This window comes from Nocardia macrotermitis, assembly GCF_009604405.1.
Taxonomy (GTDB): Bacteria; Actinomycetota; Actinomycetes; order Mycobacteriales; family Mycobacteriaceae; genus Nocardia; species Nocardia macrotermitis.
The window spans coordinates 393,360-411,276 of record NZ_WEGK01000002.1; the positions used below are offsets into that span (position 1 = coordinate 393,360).

Annotated in this window: 9 protein-coding genes; 4 read left to right on the forward strand and 5 right to left on the reverse strand. The window is 65.3% G+C overall.

Features of this window, described 5'->3' with window-relative positions:
• Window positions 1-2: 2 nt before the first annotated feature.
• The 4 genes from NRB20_RS05560 to NRB20_RS05575 form a co-directional block, all read right to left on the reverse strand.
• Window positions 3-2,888, reverse strand: a complete 2,886-nt coding sequence (locus NRB20_RS05560) for a helicase-related protein (protein ID WP_153408116.1) — start codon at window positions 2,886-2,888, stop codon at window positions 3-5.
• A 154-nt stretch (window positions 2,889-3,042) separates the two neighbouring features.
• Window positions 3,043-4,344 (reverse strand): DNA sulfur modification protein DndB, encoded by a 1,302-nt coding sequence (locus NRB20_RS05565; protein ID WP_227833224.1) that lies wholly within the window; start codon window positions 4,342-4,344, stop codon window positions 3,043-3,045.
• Window positions 4,345-4,404: 60 nt separating this feature from the next.
• Window positions 4,405-6,015, reverse strand: a complete 1,611-nt coding sequence (locus tag NRB20_RS05570; RefSeq protein ID WP_194289733.1) for a DUF6119 family protein — start codon at window positions 6,013-6,015, stop codon at window positions 4,405-4,407.
• A gap of 54 nt (window positions 6,016-6,069) precedes the next feature.
• The gene (locus NRB20_RS05575) at window positions 6,070-6,435 is read right to left on the reverse strand and encodes a DUF732 domain-containing protein (protein ID WP_153408120.1); all 366 of its coding nucleotides are present in this window, start codon (window positions 6,433-6,435) and stop codon (window positions 6,070-6,072) included.
• A 233-nt stretch (window positions 6,436-6,668) separates the two neighbouring features.
• On the opposite strand from NRB20_RS05575, the gene NRB20_RS05580 reads away from it, so the two are divergent.
• The 4 genes from NRB20_RS05580 (at window position 6,669) to NRB20_RS05595 (ending at window position 16,018) form a co-directional block, all read left to right on the forward strand.
• On the forward strand, window positions 6,669-8,636 hold the full coding sequence (locus NRB20_RS05580; RefSeq protein ID WP_153408122.1) for an N-6 DNA methylase: 1,968 nt from the start codon (window positions 6,669-6,671) through the stop codon (window positions 8,634-8,636).
• Window positions 8,637-8,647: 11 nt separating this feature from the next.
• Window positions 8,648-9,283 (forward strand): hypothetical protein, encoded by a 636-nt coding sequence (locus NRB20_RS05585; protein WP_153408125.1) that lies wholly within the window; start codon window positions 8,648-8,650, stop codon window positions 9,281-9,283.
• 30 nt (window positions 9,284-9,313) lie between these two features.
• On the forward strand, window positions 9,314-10,786 hold the full coding sequence (locus NRB20_RS05590; protein WP_319944509.1) for a serine/threonine-protein kinase: 1,473 nt from the start codon (window positions 9,314-9,316) through the stop codon (window positions 10,784-10,786).
• 99 nt (window positions 10,787-10,885) lie between these two features.
• Window positions 10,886-16,018 carry an AAA domain-containing protein gene (locus NRB20_RS05595; protein ID WP_153408127.1) on the forward strand — a complete coding sequence of 1,711 codons (5,133 nt, stop codon included), beginning with the start codon at window positions 10,886-10,888 and terminating at the stop codon, window positions 16,016-16,018.
• Between the two features lie 5 nt (window positions 16,019-16,023).
• Here NRB20_RS05595 and NRB20_RS05600 read toward each other — a convergent pair whose 3' ends face one another.
• Window positions 16,024-17,787, reverse strand: coding sequence for a DEAD/DEAH box helicase (locus tag NRB20_RS05600; protein ID WP_153408129.1), 1,764 nt, complete (start codon window positions 17,785-17,787; stop codon window positions 16,024-16,026).
• Window positions 17,788-17,917: the final 130 nt, after the last annotated feature.

Genomic DNA, 17,917 nt, shown 5'->3' on the forward strand with positions numbered 1-17,917 from the left:
GATCACTGATCCTTTTCGGGGACGATGACGAGCAGGGGACGTACCAATTGCTGTGTGGGAGCGAGGGATTCGGCCAGGCGCTGTTCTTCGAGGATGCGCTGGGACAGTTTCTCGACCTTCTTGCGGCTGCCGCTGAACAACTCCAGCTGTTCGGCGCCGGTGTGCCAGCGGTCCGCGCGGCGCCGCCAGGCCGCCAGACGTTCCTGGGCGTTGGTGGTCTGCGCGTCGAGAACGACCTTCATCGACTGCGCGGCCTCGCGGACCGCCACGGGAACGAGTGGTTGCAGCTGTTCCAGATCCCGCAGTGGCCCCGGATTCGAGGTGCCGGGGCGCAGGCCGGTGTCGGTGGTCAGGAAATTCAGGTTCTCGATCGGTTCGACCAGGCAGAACGCCGGATTCTCCGGATTGGGGAATTCGGCGGTCGAGAAGACCCGGGAGACGAGCTGGCCGCGACGGTTCATCAACGTGCCCATCAGCAGCACGGTGACCGCCTCGACCTCGCCGCGGATGGCGAAGATCTGGTTGCGGCCCAGGGCGCTGAGCGCCCGATCGCTGGCCCAGTCCAGGACCGGATGCAGGGGACCGAGGAAGTGCGCTTCCGGCCAGGTCGTCTCGTTGACGCCCTTACCCTCTCGCGCCGCACGCAACTGGGCGTTGCCGACGGCGGTGCTGGTGGCCAGCAGCAACCGCTCCAGCACCCGGCCCTGGCTCAGATAGTTCTGCGGCAGCTGACCCAAGCGCTGTTTGAGGTCGCGAGGTGGAATCAGTTCGGCGATACCGTGATTGGTGTGCCGGGTCCAGCCCACACCACCGGCGGCCGGGTCGGCGTGCGGGACGTCGTGGAATGCGGCGCGGAACGCCTCGTCCAGGAAACCGATGTCGTCGGCGTAGAGGCTGTGGCGCGGTTCCTCGGGGAGATCGACCGGGTCGTCCTCGGTGAGATCGAAGTCGGCGAAGAAGGCGTCCAGGTCGTCGCCCTCGGCAACCTCCTCGATCGTGCGCAGGTGGTCCTCGAGGGACGACTTGCGCGCCAGCACATCCCGGATCGCCGATTCCTCCGCTGCCACACTGTGTTTGCCCATCAGTGAGGCCACGTCACCGAGCGCGTCGTGCGCCTGGTTCTCGCGTTCGAGCAGGCGGGACAGTACGCGCAGATCACCCGAGAACTCCGGGTCCGACGGTTGCAGGATCAGCGACGAGATCACCGGCGGATGTTTCTGGCCGTACCGGTCGACGCGGCCGTTGCGCTGTTCGATCCGGATCAGCGACCACGGGATGTCGTAGTGGATGAGGTGATGACACTGCGCGTGCAGGTTCACACCCTCCGAGGCCACATCGCCGGTGACCAGGACGCGGATCGGGGAGGTCTCCAATTTGAAGCTGTCGACGATCTTCTGCTGTTCGGTATCGGACAGGCCGCCGTGCAGCATCGCCACCGCGTCCGGTTTCAGGCCCAGGGCGATCGGCAGCAGATCGGTGAGCCATTTCAGGGTGGCGACGCGCTCGGCGAAAACCACTGCGCGAGTGCTGGATTTCGGTCCGATGCCGATCTCGCGGAGCCGGTCGATGAGGGCCTGCTGTTTGCCCGCGGACTCGGTGAACGCCTTGTCGTTCAGGTCGGCGAGCGTGTTCAAGGCCTCGAGTTCGGTCCGCTGTTCGGGCCCGTGTGGGCCGCCCTTGTCGCGAAGTGTGTTGCGGCGCTGGTTGATCGACTCGCGCAGTGCGGCGGGGGAGGACAGGAATGCCTTGGCCAGCGTCCAGGGGAACAGTGCCTTGGTCTCACCGGAATAGGGTGAGCGTCCCGATTCCGGATGCAACCAGACCTGTGAAAGTTCCTGGGCAACAAGTTCTTCCACGGGTGACGGGGTGATCAGCCGGTGCACGGGTTCGGCGCGTTCGGCCCAGTCGCTGCCGACCTCGGCGGCGACTTCCGGATGATGGCGGTGGCGGCGGATCAGCAGCGATCGCACATCCTCCTTGGTGAACGAGTCGTCGGCCGCCACCGCCGTGGGGTCCAGCAGCCGCAGCAGTTCGGCGAAGGATTCGTCGTTGCCGTTGTGCGGGGTGGCCGAAGCCAGGATCAGAGCCTCGGTATTGGGTGCCAGGATGCGGGCCAACTCGTTGTTCTGCGTGCCGACATTGGTCAGGTTGTGTGACTCGTCGATCACCACCGCATCCCAGTGCTGACGTTCCAGATGCGCCTTGTAACGCGGGCTTTTCAGGGTGTCGATCGAGATGATGGCGCGCTTGTAATAGGTGAACGGGTTGCGGGTCGCCGGCAGTTTCTGCCGGACCTTCTGGATACCTGCCGAATCCAGGCGCACGAACGGCAGCGCGAAACGGCACCACAACTCGTGCTGCATCTGTTCGAGGACATGCCGCGGGGTGACGATGAGGATGCGTTCGCCGCGGCCGCGTCGCACCAGCTCCGACAGGATCATGCCGATCTCGAGAGTCTTGCCCAGACCCACCGCGTCGGCCAACAGGATGCGGGGCCGAATATGTTGCGGGTCCAGAGCTTTCGCGACAGCGGCTCGCTGGTAGCCGAGTGAGTCGGCGAGCATGCGGGTCGCGACCGTCAGCGTCTGATCACCGTACGGGAACGGGGTCTTGCGCATCAGTGACTCGAGCCAGAGCCGGGAATCGCGATAGCCGGAAGACCCGTCGGGGACGATATGCGCCTTCGCCGGATCCAGCACCTCGATGTCGTCGAGACTGCGGTAGAAGGTCGCCGTGGTGTCGGCGACCAGTTCGGACAGCCCGCGCACCCGTAACAACCAGCCGTCGGACCCTTGTTCGGCCGAGGTGACCAGCCACTCCTCGTCGCGGACAACGACGATCGAGCCGGGGGCTACCTCGAAGGTATCGGGCTGTTCGGCGACGGTCATCGACAGTGCTCCTGCGGGTCGGGGTGGGCGGACCAAACCAGTATCGGCGGTTGTGGACGTCATGTGACACCTGGATTCGGCCGGATGTCGCTTCGGCTGGTGGCGGTCTTCGCGCCGACCGAAGCGACACGCCGTCCGGTCGGCGCAATCGTTCTCAGACCGCTGATTTCAAGCCCAGCTCGGTCATCACTCGGTCTGCGGCATCGCGGACCGGGACACGAGTGGTTGATAGTTTGCCGTCCGCAGTCATGACGTTCCCCCGCCAGATCAGTGCGTTTCGACGCCAATCGACCTGCGTCGCAAGCCTCCGGTACATCTCCTTTCGCCATACCGGATCCGGGCTCTTGCGGATCTCGTAGGCGACCCGTCCGATGACGACCAACCCGGTCGCGGTCATGTTCAGATACTGCTCTCGGAAGCTCGTAACCTGGTTCGCGGGCCCGCCGGTGATCGGCAGGGCACAGATTTCCCGCCACGGGTCCATATGCTCCGACAGCGAGTCGATCAAAGTGACCGCATCGGTCACGAACTCTTCACGTGCGGACTCGTCGGCCAACTGTTGGGCACTATGACGAGCGACCGAGTCCTCGGAGAGGGCGTAGTCGGCGAACAGCAGTTCCTTGACGAATTGCCGGACCTGGTTGAGCAGGAAGACCGACTGCGAAGCCTTCGGCAGCGTCTTGGACGTGGCATCGATACGACCCCGGAAGAGCTGGGTCCGGTCGACCAGGTCGGCGAGGACACCATTGACCGGCTCGCGAGTGTTGTACACCGCAAGCAGACTCGCCGGAATCTGCTTCGTCTGTGCGGCATCCGCGAAGTCCTGGTGAATCCGCTTGAGCTCGTCTTCGACGACTATCAACACCGCGAGGCTGTCGTCTTCGAAGCCGCAATCCAAATCGACCAAGCTGGGTACAGCGCCGCGGCCGGAGCCGTGGCCTTTGATCGCGGTGATGCGATGCTGGCCGTCGGTGACGTAGAACCTGACATTGTCGCCGATCACCATGAAGCCCAGGCGGTTCTTGAAGTTGCCGCGCGGGACGTGCAGAGCGGGAAGTTGGCGGGCATTGAGCGTCACCGGCGGCAGGATGTAGTTCTCGGCGTTGTCGCGCACGTAGGCGTTGATGTTCTTGACGTGATCGGTCAGCAGCGGCCGGTTCGTCGTGTTCGCGGGATCGCCGCCTTTCTCCACCGATTCGGAGACGACCTGGCGGGTGAGAAAGGAATACGGGAACGATGTGGAGATCATGGTGCGCCGGCCCTGCTGGAAGACGGTGCAGGGGAACACCCGTGCCCCTGCCGCCGCGGCGTCGGCGGACGCGGCCTTCAGTGCGTTGTCGAGGCCGTCGTGCTCCATCAGCCCCATATGGTTGTCTGACATGTGAAACCCCCTGAAACGGTAGAGATTCCGAGATCCGGTGGAGGATCTGTTCGATGATGGTTGAAGCTCGGACATCGCTCTCTCGGTTCGTGGAGCGAAACCGTTACGCGCTGCGTGACACGCGATCCGGACGGTTCAGCTCTCCGGGATCCAGGCGATGCGAACTCGTACATCGCGCAGCAGGTCGAACTGTTTGACGAGGTTCACCTTCGAGAAGGTGAACAGGGAGTCCGTCGTGATCGGCTTCACCTTGCCGATGGCGATCACCACCTCGTCGATCGTCGCGTCGGTAACCGGACTGCCGACCTGCTGTGAGATCTTCTCCAGCCATGCGGCCCTTGCGGTTTCGTCGTAGGTGAGTGCTTCCCAGGAGACCAGGGTCTGGGCGAACAGGTGGCTCAGGTCCGAGGATCCGCGGCCGCGTTTGACGTGAATGAAGGTGCCGGGCCGGAGGTGGATGTCGCACGGTTCGATGCCGTGGGTGTGCAAGGCGGTGCGCATCAGGTTCCGGTCGAGCGAATAGCCGTCGATCGCTGCCGCCGCGTCGATGTTGTACGCCCGTTCCTCGACACCCGGCAGCCAGGGCGGAAAGGGGATCGAGCTCTTCGCGGCGAGGATTTCGGTCACTCGCTGATCGATCCGCTCCGCGTGACGGTCGTCCATGCGATACCAGAGTCCGTCACGGAAGCAGTAGCGGCTGGCGTGCTCGCGCACCTCGAAGGCCAACCAGTGGCGCAGCAGCAGCGAGGTCGAGACCGGGGTTGTCGCGCCGGGGTCCTGCTCGTTGTGGATCTCCAGCGAGATCGATCCGAGACCACGCAGCACGGACTGCGGGTCCTTCCCGGTGAACCAGGTCAGCACCTCGTCGATCTCGGGGATGTCCTCGCGGTCTCCAGCCCGGCCGAGGCCGCGGACCCGGCAGCTTTCCATCAGATTCGACATGCCCGCGCGGGCGTGCGGCCAGCTGATGCCGATCGGCTCATCGGACTTGCCCAGCAGCCGCGTGGCGAGGCGGTTGTTCAGTTCGGCGACCATCGGATCCTTCGGTTTCAAGGCGACCAGTCGCTCGATACTTTCCAGACCGGGCAGGACCGGCTCGTCCAGCAACTTGTTCAGAACCTGCAGATCCGCCACCAGCCTTTCGGGCCGCCTGCCCAGTGGCAGACTCAGGGAATCCTTGGCGTGCAACCGAATCGGTGCATTGCCCCAAGCCAGTCCAGGGATCCGCGCGGTCGCGTCGACCCGGTTGATGATCTCGCCGTACCCGTCGACACCGAACCCGCGCGTCGTGCTGCCACCGGGCAGCACGGTGTGGTCGACGCGGGCCCGGTGACCCAGGACCGACCGGGTGATCGACTTGATCTCCCGCGGCAGGGCCGAGCGGGCCAGAACCCTGGTTCCGAAGCGGAAGTCGACCTTCTCCTGATCGAGCAGTTGGAAGCCGACACCCCAGGTCAACGCCCACAGCGCCCCGAAGTTGTCCTGGATGACCAGGACCGCACCGGGTGAGCGGTTGTCCTGCGACACCTCGACCTCGGCCAGCCGCGATATGTCCTCGGTCCACGCGCTCGGGCCTTCGAAAGCGCCCTCGACCAGCAGTGCCCTGGATCCGGCGACATCGACCGGCCGGACGGCGAACTTCTCCGAGGGCTCCCGGTACTGCTCTCGAAGTGCTTCCGGGAGGGCCGTATCTTCGGCCATGCGATAGAGATTCATGCGTTTGGAGATCGAACTTCGGCGAGACATCATGCGTTCCTTTCCGTGATGGGGTTCGAGGCAGCCGACCGGGGCCCTGATGGCTCAGATCTCGTACTGCGGGCAGTAAGCCGTGATGGCGGCGTCGAGGAAGATGTACGGATACTTCACGCTCGGGCGGGAGCGTTCGGCGATGACGATCTGGTTGTGGGCCGAATTCCCGTATGCGCGAAGCCAATTGCATTCGGCACGAGCGAGCTGGATCGCGGCGTCCTGGCTGTCGCAGGTGTCGTATGCCTCGGCGTAGCTGTTCAGGAACAGCTGATCGGCCGAACTTCTTGTGCCGCAACCGCTCGAGCCCGAGGCCGAGCCGGTGTCCGGGGCAGCGAAGGCGTTCGAGGCGGTGGTGGTGAGCAGGGCGGCGGTGGCCGCGGCGGCGAGTAGGGACGCGAAGGTACGTGCGGTGTTCATGATGCTTCCTGAGGGGTGAAAACGGTTGGAGTCGTGTGGATTCGGACGGCAACCGGATCGGTTGTCGCCGGGTCGGGAGATGAGCTGATCGGGACCGAGCCGGTACGTTCCGGCGCGTTCGCGGCGCTGATGCAAACAGTATGATGAGCTGAAAACATTGTCAATTGTGATTTGGAGATTGATTTTTGGTCAACGGTCACGCATGGTGTGAGCAGGACCTTCAGAGGAGGGGTATGTCCGAACCCGTATCGAAGATCAGTGCCGCGGAGATCTCCCGGCTCGCCGGGGTCACCCGGGCGACGGTCAGCAACTGGCGGCGGCGGCACGAGGACTTCCCCGATCCGGTCGACGGGAGTGAGACCAGGCCGCTGTTCGATCTGCATGCGGTGCGAAAGTGGCTGGTAGAACACAATGTCGAAGCGGCGGAGTCGCCGACGGCGCAGCTGCGCACACTGGTGCGGTCGCGCGCGACACCCCAGGCGATCACCGAGGTCATGACGGCCATGCGCCGATCCGGCGACACCTGGTCCGCCCCCGGCGTCGCCGATGGGAAACTGGCGGCCGAGGTCGTCGCGGCGGTAGGCGCGGCTGTGGCGGTCGACGGGGCGCGCGCCGTTCTGGACATTCTGTCCGAACGAGCCCTGGACGAAGCCACCGCGACCGGTGTCTACATCACCCCGACCGGTGTCGCGTCGGCGATGGCAGCTCTGGCACGGTCCTCGACCACGCCCACCGTGCGCAGTGTGCTCGATCCGGCGTGCGGCAGCGGATCCCTGCTGCTCGCGGCCGCACAGCAGGGGGCCGACGAACTGTACGGTCAGGATTCGCTCCCGGTTCAGGTGCAACGCACCCGGCTGCTGATCGAGGCAGAGACCTCGGTGCGACCGACCGTGCTGGCCGGTGACAGCCTGACCGCCGACGCCCATCCCGGACTCCTGGTCGACGCGGTGCTGTGTAATCCGCCCTACGGCCAACGAGATTGGGGCTCAGGAGAATTGGCCTTCGATACGCGTTGGGATCACGGGTTGCCGCCGCGCGGCGAACCGGAACTCGCCTGGGTGCAGCACGCGCTCGCACATCTGCGGCCCGGCGGGGTTGCGGTGCTGCTGCTGCCGCCCGCGGTCGCGACCCGGACCTCCGGACGCAAGATCCGGTCGAATCTGGTGCGCACCGGAGCCCTGCGCGCGGTGATCGGCCTGGTGCCCGGAATCGCGCAACCGTGGCACGTCGGGTTGCAGATCTGGATCCTGCGGCGGCCCGAACCCGGTGCCGCGGTGCCGGATTCACTGCTGTTCGTCGATGCCACCGGCGCCGCGGTGCATTCGGACGGTGAGCGACTCGATCGCGAGGCCGTGGTCGAGATGTGGCGAACCTTCGAGGGTGCGAATCCGGATTCGGCGGCCGAGTCGGGGACTTCGGCCGTGGTGCGGCTGGTCGATCTGCTCGACGACGACATCGATCTCACCCCCGCTCGATATGTGCGGTCCGCACTCGATTCGACGGCGGTGTCCCAGCAGGTCGCCCTGTCGCTCGGCAATCTGAATGCCGCCACCGCGGAATTGGGTCGTGTCGTCGACGCGATGCCCGGTTGCATGGAATCCGACGGGCAGACGCGGAGGTTCGTCACCGTCGCTGATCTGGCCAATCATGGTCAGTTGCAATGGTTTCGGGCCGCACCACCGCGATCGGAGACGGGTACCGGCGACGTGTGGCGAGTGCTGACCGCGCCGGATGTGGCGAAGGGGGATCTCGCGTCCGGGGATATCGGCTCGGCGCCCGACGAACCTGTCGAGGTGCGCTCCGGTGACGTTCTGATGCCCGCGGTGCGTAGTGCACGCGGTGGCGGCCGGATCGCGCGCGTCGCCACGTCGGCCGACGCCGGTGTGCTGCTCGGCGCGCACGTCCATCTCCTGCGGGTCGACACCCGGCGGCTGGACCCGTGGTTCCTGGCCGGATTCCTGACCGGTGCCGAAAATATCTCGGCGACAAGAACATCCACCGTGCGGTTCGATCCGAGCCGACTGCGGGTTCCGGTGTTCACGCTCGATGAGCAATGTCGGTACGGCGCGGTGTTCCGGCAACTGTTCCTGTTGCGGACGGCCGCGCGCAGGGCGGACGAGGCGGCCGAGCAAGCCGTCGAACTGATCACCACCGGATTGACCGCGGGTGCGCTCACCCCCGCATCCGGTAGCGAAAGGTAAAGGGGGAAGCCATGATCGGTGATGCGGCTGGAGGCTATGCTGGGCTGCGGGCGGCGTTGATCGGCGAGCCACTCACTGCCCCACCGGATCTCGCTACCGGTCCGGCGGTGTTCGACACCATTTCGCTCGAGGATCTGGTCGCGGCGGACGCGCTGAGCATCCACGAGTCGCCGGCGACCGTCGGGCTCGATGATGTCGAGACACCGATGTTGTCCGCCAAGGATATTCGATTGGGGCGGCCAGCCTCGCGGCGCGGAAATGCGTCCGTGCCGGGTGCGGTCGTCGTGCGGGTCGCGGACGTCGCGGTGGTCATGGGCGGCGAAGCGGCTGTTCAGGTGTGCACCGAGGCCGATGTACTGCTGGGCCCCGGGATCCACCTGGTGCGCGGGAACGTGAACTCGATCGATCCGCAGTTTCTGGCCGGAGTGCTGCGGGCGGCCGTCGAATCCGGTCCCACCGATCTGTACCGGGTGTCGGTACCACGGGTTCCACTCATCGAGCAGCGTCGCATCGGCGCGGCGTTCCGGCAGCTCAACGAACTCGAAATGACATGGCGGCACCGACGTACCATGATCGAGGAGCTGGTCCGGTCCGGTGTGCGGGGACTGGCGGCAGGGGAATTGCGACCGGTCGACGTCGAGAAGTAGGCCGGTGGTTCGGTACTCGCGGAGGTAGTGGTGGAACAACCACAGATCGACGGAGATCGGTACGAACTCGTCCGGGAGATCGGCGCCGGGGGGATGGGGCAGGTGTACGAGGGCTACGACAGGCATCTCAAACGCCGGATCGCGGTGAAACTCACCTACTCGCATCTGGATCGGGATCCGAACTGGGCGAAGCGATTTCTGCGCGAGGCCGAGCTGATGGCGCAGCTCAGCCATCCCGGTATGCCCGCGATCCACGATGCCGGCATCTCGCTCGGCCCGCCCGAACGTCCCTATCTGGTAATGGAATTCATCGAGGGCATCACCTTCGATGGTCTGCTCGTCCGCCACGGACCGCTGGCCCTCGGAGCGGTGGCCGCACTGGGAGCGCAGGTCGCGGCGGTGCTCGCGGCGACGCATCGTAACCGGATCTACCATCGTGACCTCAAGCCGTCCAATCTCATGCTCTGCGGCGATGGAACGGTGAAGGTGCTCGACTTCGGGCTGGCGGTTACCACCGATGCCGAGATGACCCGTTACACCGATACCGGAAATGCCCCGGGCACACCGGCATTCATGGCTCCGGAGCAGATCGAGGGCCGCGAGGTGGTGCCACAAACCGATCTCTATGCCCTCGGGCTGGTGCTGTACGAGTTGCTCACCGGAGACCGTGTGATGACCGGCAGCTCGCCGTATGTGGTGTGGGAGAACCAGGTCAAGCGGATGCCACCGGAGATCCGCCGCGAATGTCCCGAGGTGCCGGCCGATATGGCACGCGTGATCATGAGCATGCTCGCGAAGTCACCGGACCGACGGCCCGAGGATGCCGCCATCGTGCACGCCGTGCTGATGCGTCACGCGGATGGTTTGGGTGACCTGCCGGAAATCGGTGACTTCCACGGTCCGGCACGCATGTACGCCGCGGCGGTGAGCTCGGCGGTGGCTCGAGTACCGAAAGAGGTGTCACCGGCCAGGATCATTGCCACCGGGGCGTCGGCCGCTGCACCGCCGCGCAGTTCCGATTTCAGCCGGTCCGATATCCGGCGGGCGATCGGTCGTGCTCGCGATCTGGCCGTCGAATCCCGGTACACCCGCGCCATCGATGGATTGAAAACCGTTGTGGATTCCGCAGTTTCGCAGCTGGGTGCGCGCGACGCGGACGTCGTCGAGGCGCGCTCGAAGCTGGCCGCGCTGTACCTCGACAACAACGACTTCCCCGCAGCGGCGGAGCTGTTCAGTACCCTCATCGACGACCTCACCGCCGAACGCGGGCCCTACGACGAACAGGTCATGTTCTGCCAACGGCAGCTGGCCACCTGTAATGTGCGGACCGGGGACATCGATGCGGCGCTGGCACGACTGCGGCGACTGCACGGTCAGATGTCCATCCGGTACGGGGAGAACGACCGGCGGGCGGTCGAACTGGGCAATCAGATCCGGCACATCGAAGTGGGGATCGAGTCGATGGACCGTCCAGGGTTCGAGAGCGGTCATCGAGGTCGCTGACCTGGGCAGCGGCGGTGCAGGCCGGAGTGTGCTCGCGATGTAGCACGACCGGCCGGGGTGGCGATAGCTGATCGAAGCAGCCGGGACGAGGAGGGAAATATGCAGGTCGTGAGGGGTGAAGGTGCCACGGGATCCGATCTGGTGGATCGGGGTGCGCGGCTGTTCGAGTTCCTGGCGCGGGTGCAGCAGATCGGGATGACCTCGATCGCCGACGTTGCCGATCTCGGCTCGGTGATCTGGCTGGCGGAGTTGCCGGACCATCCCATGGTCCGCGTCGAACTGCGGAGTGCGGGCCTGCCGTTTCTGATGGTCGGCAAAGTGCGTGTGCGGCCGGTTGTGCCGGTGCCGCAGGAGGTTCGCCTCTGGTTGGTGCCGGGCCGAGTGGATGATCCGGACACCGAACCGACGCTGCGCAAGAGCCGTCCGGGTAATGAAGGTGTGGAGAACCTGTCGGATCATCCGGAGATCGTCGAGGAGTTCGACGAATGGCTGCCGGACTGGCGCGGGTGGGCGGTGCAGGCTCGTCGCGATCTGCGCGTCCAGCGTCTCTATCGGGATGTCTACGACTGCTACACACAGCTGACCGCCGCGTCGGAGACCACCGAGGCCGTACTCGGTCTGGGCTGCCTGAGCTGGCGACTGCCCGAACCCCGAACGGTGCGTCGCCACGTGCTGACAGCGCCGGTCAAGATCGAGTTCGACACCGATTCCGGCGACCTCTCGGTGGTCCTGGACGACGGTGCGGCGGGGCTGACCGTCGAACTCATGGATTTTCTGGACAATGCCCGGATCGGCGCTCCCAGCCTGCTGCACGAGGCGACGGACTCGGCGCGGTCGGACGGTGTCGACCCCTTCGATCGTCCGGTGGTCGGCAGTCTGGTGCGGCGGCTGATCAACTGTGTCGACCCCACCGCGACGTACACCGATGACATGATCGCGGTGGCGCCGAGCGCCGAGCCGAACGCCGCCTACGCGCCCGCTCTGATCGTGCGGGCGCGCGGTAAACGCGGGTTGGTCCGCGTGCTGAACTCGATCGCCACCCGTATCCGTGCACAGGGTGAGCTGCCCGACGGTATCCGCAATCTGATCGATCCCGACAGTGTTCCGGTCCGCGCCGCCACTCCCGATGACGGCGCGATCGTGCGCGACGGTGCCGATTGCTTTCTCCCGTTGCAGCTCAACGACGTTCAGCTGCGGATCCTGGAACATGTCGATCGCAGCGCGCACACCATCGTGCAGGGACCGCCGGGTACGGGTAAGACGCATACCGCGGCCGCGCTGATCACCCATCTGCTGGCGCAGGGCAAACGTGTCCTGGTCACCGCGCAGACCGATCGCGCGCTCGAGGAGGTGCGTGGCAAGTTGCGCGAGGAGATCAAACCGCTGTGTGTCGCGGTGGTCGGTACTTCGCGCGATGCCTTCACCGATCTCGAGGTCGCGGTGGAACGCATCTCGGAGGCGGCCGCGGAGCATGATCCGGCGTATTCCGCGAAGGTGACCCGGTCGGCCCAGCAGCGGATCACCGAACTGATCGCTCGGCGAACCACCCTGAAACAGCAGCTTGTGGAGATGCGCGAGAGCGAGGTGATGAACCACTCGATCTTCGGATATACCGGCACCCTCACCGATATCGTGCTGCGCCACCTCGACGAATCCGAAAAGTACGGCTGGATAGGTGAATTCGCGCAACCGGACCGGAACCGGCCGTTGCCGGTACCGGCCGAGGAGATCATCCGGTGGCGAGAGCTGCTGCTCGATCCCGCGCTGCGCGATCCGGAGGTCCTCGCCCCCGACGTGGTCACCGCGGCGGAGCTGCCGCACCCGGATGAGCTCGCGCGATGGTTCGTTCGGCGTACCGAGGCGACCGAGCGGTGTCGCAGTTACAGCCATGTGGGACACAGCGAATGGGTCCATCGCATCGCCGCGCTCGCCCCGGCGAAGCGCGCCGAATTGGGCGAGCTGGTGCACAGCCTGGAGCGGATCGGGACGGAGTTGTCGGCGGATCGTGAAACATGGGTTGCCGCAGCCATTTCCGCGGTCCGCAGCGGACGTGCCGCCGAATGGCAGGAACGTGCGGTGCGCACGGCGGGACTGCTGCCACCGATCGAACGGAGTGCCGAGGCGCTCGGTATCACCGAGGTGCAGGTACAGGGTGAGAATTGGGCGCGACTGGTCTCGATGGCGGAGTCGCTCGACACACATATTCGAACCAAGGGCGCTATCGACGTGCGTCCCGACGGTCTGCCCAAGACCGGTCTGATGACACCGAAAGTGGTCAAGGCGAGCAAGGAGCTGTTCGAGCGGGTCAGCGTCGACGGTCGCGTACCGACCTCGGCCGACCAGTTGGCGAAATTCCTGCACTTCGAACGGGCTGTCAGGCAGCTGAATCAGTTGGATGCGGTGTGGTATGGCGTGCTGGAGGTGACCGCTGGCGCGCCGCCCGCCACGCGGCTGGCATGGCATCGTGATCGGCAGGCACGGTTGCATAGCGTGATGAATTTCGGCACGCAGGTGTCGCAGACCGGGCAGCGACTGCGGCAATACGGTGTGGCCGAACCGGATTGGTCCGACGGAAGTTCGGTGCGGACGCTGTTCGACGCCTTCGATGCGGTCGAGGCGATGGAGGAACTGCGGGCCAGCGAGGGCCCGATCGACGGTCTCGAAGCCCAGTTGCGGATATTGCGTGCGGAGCCACACGCCACGCAGAACGTGTCGAGCTTGCACGATGCGGTCGAGAACGCCGATATCAGCGCCTACCGCTCGGCCTTCGCGCGGCTGAGCCAACTACACGAACAACGGCGTGACCACGGACTGCGGCACGAACTCGGGGCGCGGATGTCGAAGTTGCCACGTCTTCGTGACGAAGTCTCCGCGGCTCCGGAGGATCCGGTGTGGGATCGGCGGCTCGGTGATCTGCCCGAGGCATGGGCGTGGGCAGGTGTGCGGGGCTGGCTCGCCGAACGCACCGACAGGCAGGTCAACGAGCTGTTCATCGAACTCGACCGGATCGAGGCGGGGTTGCGCGACGTGGCGACCGAGCTCGCGGTCACTCGCGCGTGGGATCGTGCGGTGAGTCCCGGCCGCCTCAGCCAGACCTCGCGCTCGGACCTGCGCCTGTATGCGCAGCTGGTCCGCAAGCAAGGCAAGGGCACCGGACGGTACGCCGCGCGGCGTGAGGCGGACATCAAGCAGACACTGGCACGCTGCCGGTCCGCGGTACCCGTGTGGATCATGCCGATCTACCGCGTCGTCGAACAGCTCGACATCGAACAGGACATGTTCGATGTGGTCGTGGTCGACGAGGCTTCCCAGGCCGGGCTCGAGGCGGTCTTCCTGCAATATCTGGCCCCACGCATCGTGGTGATCGGCGACGACAAGCAGGTCTCGCCCTCGGGGGTGGGTATCGATCAGCGGGAACTTCGTGGTCTGGCCACACAGTATCTGTCCGGGGATCGGTTCCTCGCGTCCTGGTCCGAACCCAAACGCAGCCTGTTCGACGAAGCCACCATGCGTTTCTCGGCTCGGCTCACGCTCGTGGAACATCGCCGCTGTGTACCGGAGATCATCGGCTTCTCGAACATGATCGCCTACGAACCGCAGAATGTGCGGTTGATACCCGTGCGGCTCTACGGTTCGGATCGGTTGCCGCCGATTCGCACGGTGCACGTTGCCGATGGGGTGTCGACGAAGTCCAACACCAATGAGGCCGAGGCCGAGGCGATCGTCGATCGGATCGCCGCGTGTATCGACGATCCCGCCTACGACGGCAAGACATTCGGCGTCATCTCACTGTTGGGTGTCGCGCAGGCGAAGCTGATCTGGGATCGGATCCTGCTGCGTTTCCAACCGGAGGAGCTGGCACGCAGAGAGCTGCGCTGCGGTGATGCGGCGGATTTTCAGGGTGCCGAACGCGATGTGATCTTCCTGTCCATGGTGAAGGCGGCCGGATCGGACACTCGATTGGTCGCGCAGACCTCCGAACAATACGAGCAGCGCTACAACGTAGCGGTGTCCCGTGCGCGAGATCAATTGTGGCTGTTCCATTCGGTCACGCTCGAACAGCTCCGCAACAGCTCGGATATGCGGTACCGACTGCTGGACTACTGCCTGGACCAGCAGCGGCCGCATCCGGGCGACCTGACCGAACGTCCCGAGCGGTGCCCGGACGACCGGCTCGCAACGCCGTTCGAATCGCTGTTCCAGCAGCGGGTTTTCAATGCGATCGTCGATCGCGGGTATCAGGTCAGCGCGCACTACGAGGTCACCGGTTACGTCATCGATATGGTCGTGATCGGTGGGCACGCAAGGGTCGCGATCGAATGCGAGGGTGCGCGATGGGACGGCCCGGAGCAGTTCCATCGCGATCTCGCCCGGCAGCGTGACCTCGAGCGTTGCGATTGGCCGTTCTTCCGAATCCGTCAATCACAGTTCGCCGCCGATCCGGAGAAGTGTCTCGAGCCGTTGTGGGAACTGTTCGAGGAGTTGGGATTACAGCCGATCGGCACGGATGTCGGTGCGGTGGTGGAGGATTCTGGCCCCGAGACCGAGACCGACCTGGATGCGGCGGCCGCGCCACGGACGACCGAAAGCGAATGGCCGCAACAGGCTGCGGAGAAGGAGGTTTCGGCCACATCAGCCGAATTCCGTCCCGGGACTTCGCAATCTGTCGATGCGTCGGCAGGGCGAACGGAGGATGCCCTGCCCACCGCCACGGTGTGGACGATCGAGCCTTACTCCGCATTCACCGAACTCCTCGCACCACCGGTAGATGCCGGCCTCGATCACGTTGCCGAGGATCTTTTGCGTGTCGTACAGGTGGAAGGTCCGGTGTCCGGTGCGCGGATCCGGGCGATGTACCTGCGCGGAACGGACGGGGCTGCGCGGGCGGCGACCGTCGACAGGGTCGCGGCGGCATTGCGCCACGCGGTGGATGCGGAGCGACTGCTCGACGAGGATCCACTGGAACTCGGTGACGAGAATCGTCTGACCTATCGCGTACCAGGCCAACAACTTTCGCGTCCACGCACACTCGGTGCGCGACAGATCGATCAGGTCCCGGCCCGTGAACTGGCCGAGATCATGGCGCATCGTGCCGCTGAACTCGGCTGGCGGGATCGTGCCGCGCTGATGCGGGGTGTGCTGCGCGACCTCGGACAGCGTCAGCTCGACGATCAGGCGATCGCCGAACTCGCGCTCGTACTTCCGTTGGCTCGCACACTCGCGGATGAGTGACGATCTCACAATAGGCCGGTCGGCGTGACATCCCGGACGAATGCGGCGATCTGAACGAGCCGATACGCCGGCACCCGGACCGACCCCAGCTCGCGGATCACCGCGTGGAACTCCTCGATCGGGTCGGCGGCGGCACTTGCCCATCGGGTGAGGGTAGTCAGCGCCGCGCGCCGCAGTTCGGATGTTCGTGCCAGGTCCGCGGACAGCAGCAGGAGTTCGTCGGCGCCGTCGGAGATCGGGCGGAAGTCCAGATGTCCGACGGCGGCCGATGCGGCGATCACCGCGAACATTTCCTCGGGGTCGGTGAGGCCGAGTAGATCGCTGAGTTCGTCGGTCGTGGCCACACCACCCTGGGTGCGGAGTTCGGCTTCGAGTTCAATTGTGGCGCTGTCCAATTCCGGCTCCGTGGGGTGCGTGTCCGGGGCGGGGTGATCCGTGTCGTGCACGAGCCAGTTCTGTAGCACCGAGCCCAGGTCCGCGACGTCGGTGGTGATCGTCTCCGCGCTGATCTGCCAGAGCAGGGGCAGGCGCGAATCGCTGGCACCCTGTGCGGGATCCTCGGGTGTTCCGCGGACGAATGCGACGACGAAAACCGGCAGCCGATCAGGGCTGGTACGGATGATCCGCCCCATCCGCGCGAGCATCTGCCGATCGGACCGACTTGCCGCCAGCACTACGCTCAGATCCGCCATCGGCACCTCGACGGCCGCATCGACCACACGCGGTTCGGCCACAGCCCGCAGGGTCCCCGCGTGCAACCGCTGCGCGATGTCCTCGCGTTTCTCGCGCGCCATACCGCTGCTGTTCAGAGCGATCTCGAGTCCTGCCGCACCCAGGATGCGTACGACCTGCCCCGCCGAAGCGGGGCGGTCGGTGAAGAAGACCGATTGCGTCGACTCCAGAACGGACATCGGAATGGTGCGGACCAGTTCCAGCTTCTCTTCGCAGTCGTTCAGGATCGCGGTCCGCTCGGTGACCAGCTCGAAGTATTTCTTCGCGTATTGCGCCTCGAGGCCGCGCTCGCTCGCGAGTGACCGGACGTACCTGTCGAATTCGCGCAGTGGCGTCGCCGGCGCGCCGTAGGTACCGATCAAGGTGTCCATCACCTGTTCGACGAGCGCCTCGGTTCGATGGAAACGGGTGGCCTCCCGCTGTGACAGCTGAACACCGACCTGCGCGATGCGAATCGCGGGCAGCAGTCCGTCAGCGATCGCGCGCGGGTAATCGCAACCCGTGATCGTTTTTCCGAAGAACGGTGACACCTTCGTCTCGACCGCGTCGTCCTGACGTTCCACAACGGCGGTCAGGCCCAGCCGCCAGGTGTATTTTTCGTTCAGTGCCTGCGCGTAGGTGCCCAGGCCATAGGTGTACAGATCATCGACGATGAGAGTTGTCGGCCGTGTCTTCGTCGCACCGAGGAACGATTTGACGTGTGCGGCCGCGTGCACGGTCGCGACGAGTACATCGGTGTCGGTCGAATTCATCCCGGACGGCCCGTCGACCCGATGACGTGGCAGCGCGGATTCGAGCGCGCGCAGCCAATCCTGTTGCTCGTGCGGTCCTCGAACGAGTACGACGACTCGGTGGGATTCGTCGAGTGCCCGTGCGGCCGAGGCGATTCCGAGGATCGTCTTACCGGAACCGGTCACCGATTCGACGATGCCGCGATGATCCATATCAACCCAGGCAGCGAGTGTCTCTCGCTGCCACGCCCGGAGTTCGGGACCGGCATACGCGGGTTCGAGAGCCGTTGGTCGTGTGTCACCCATTCGATCACCTACTCGGAACCGGACCTACCCCGTGTCGTCCAGGAGAGCGTAACCTCTGGTGCGGCGAGTGCGGGAGTTCCGTTGCGGTTGTTACCCCGGGTACCGGCAATTCGTGGTGGGGGAGAAACGA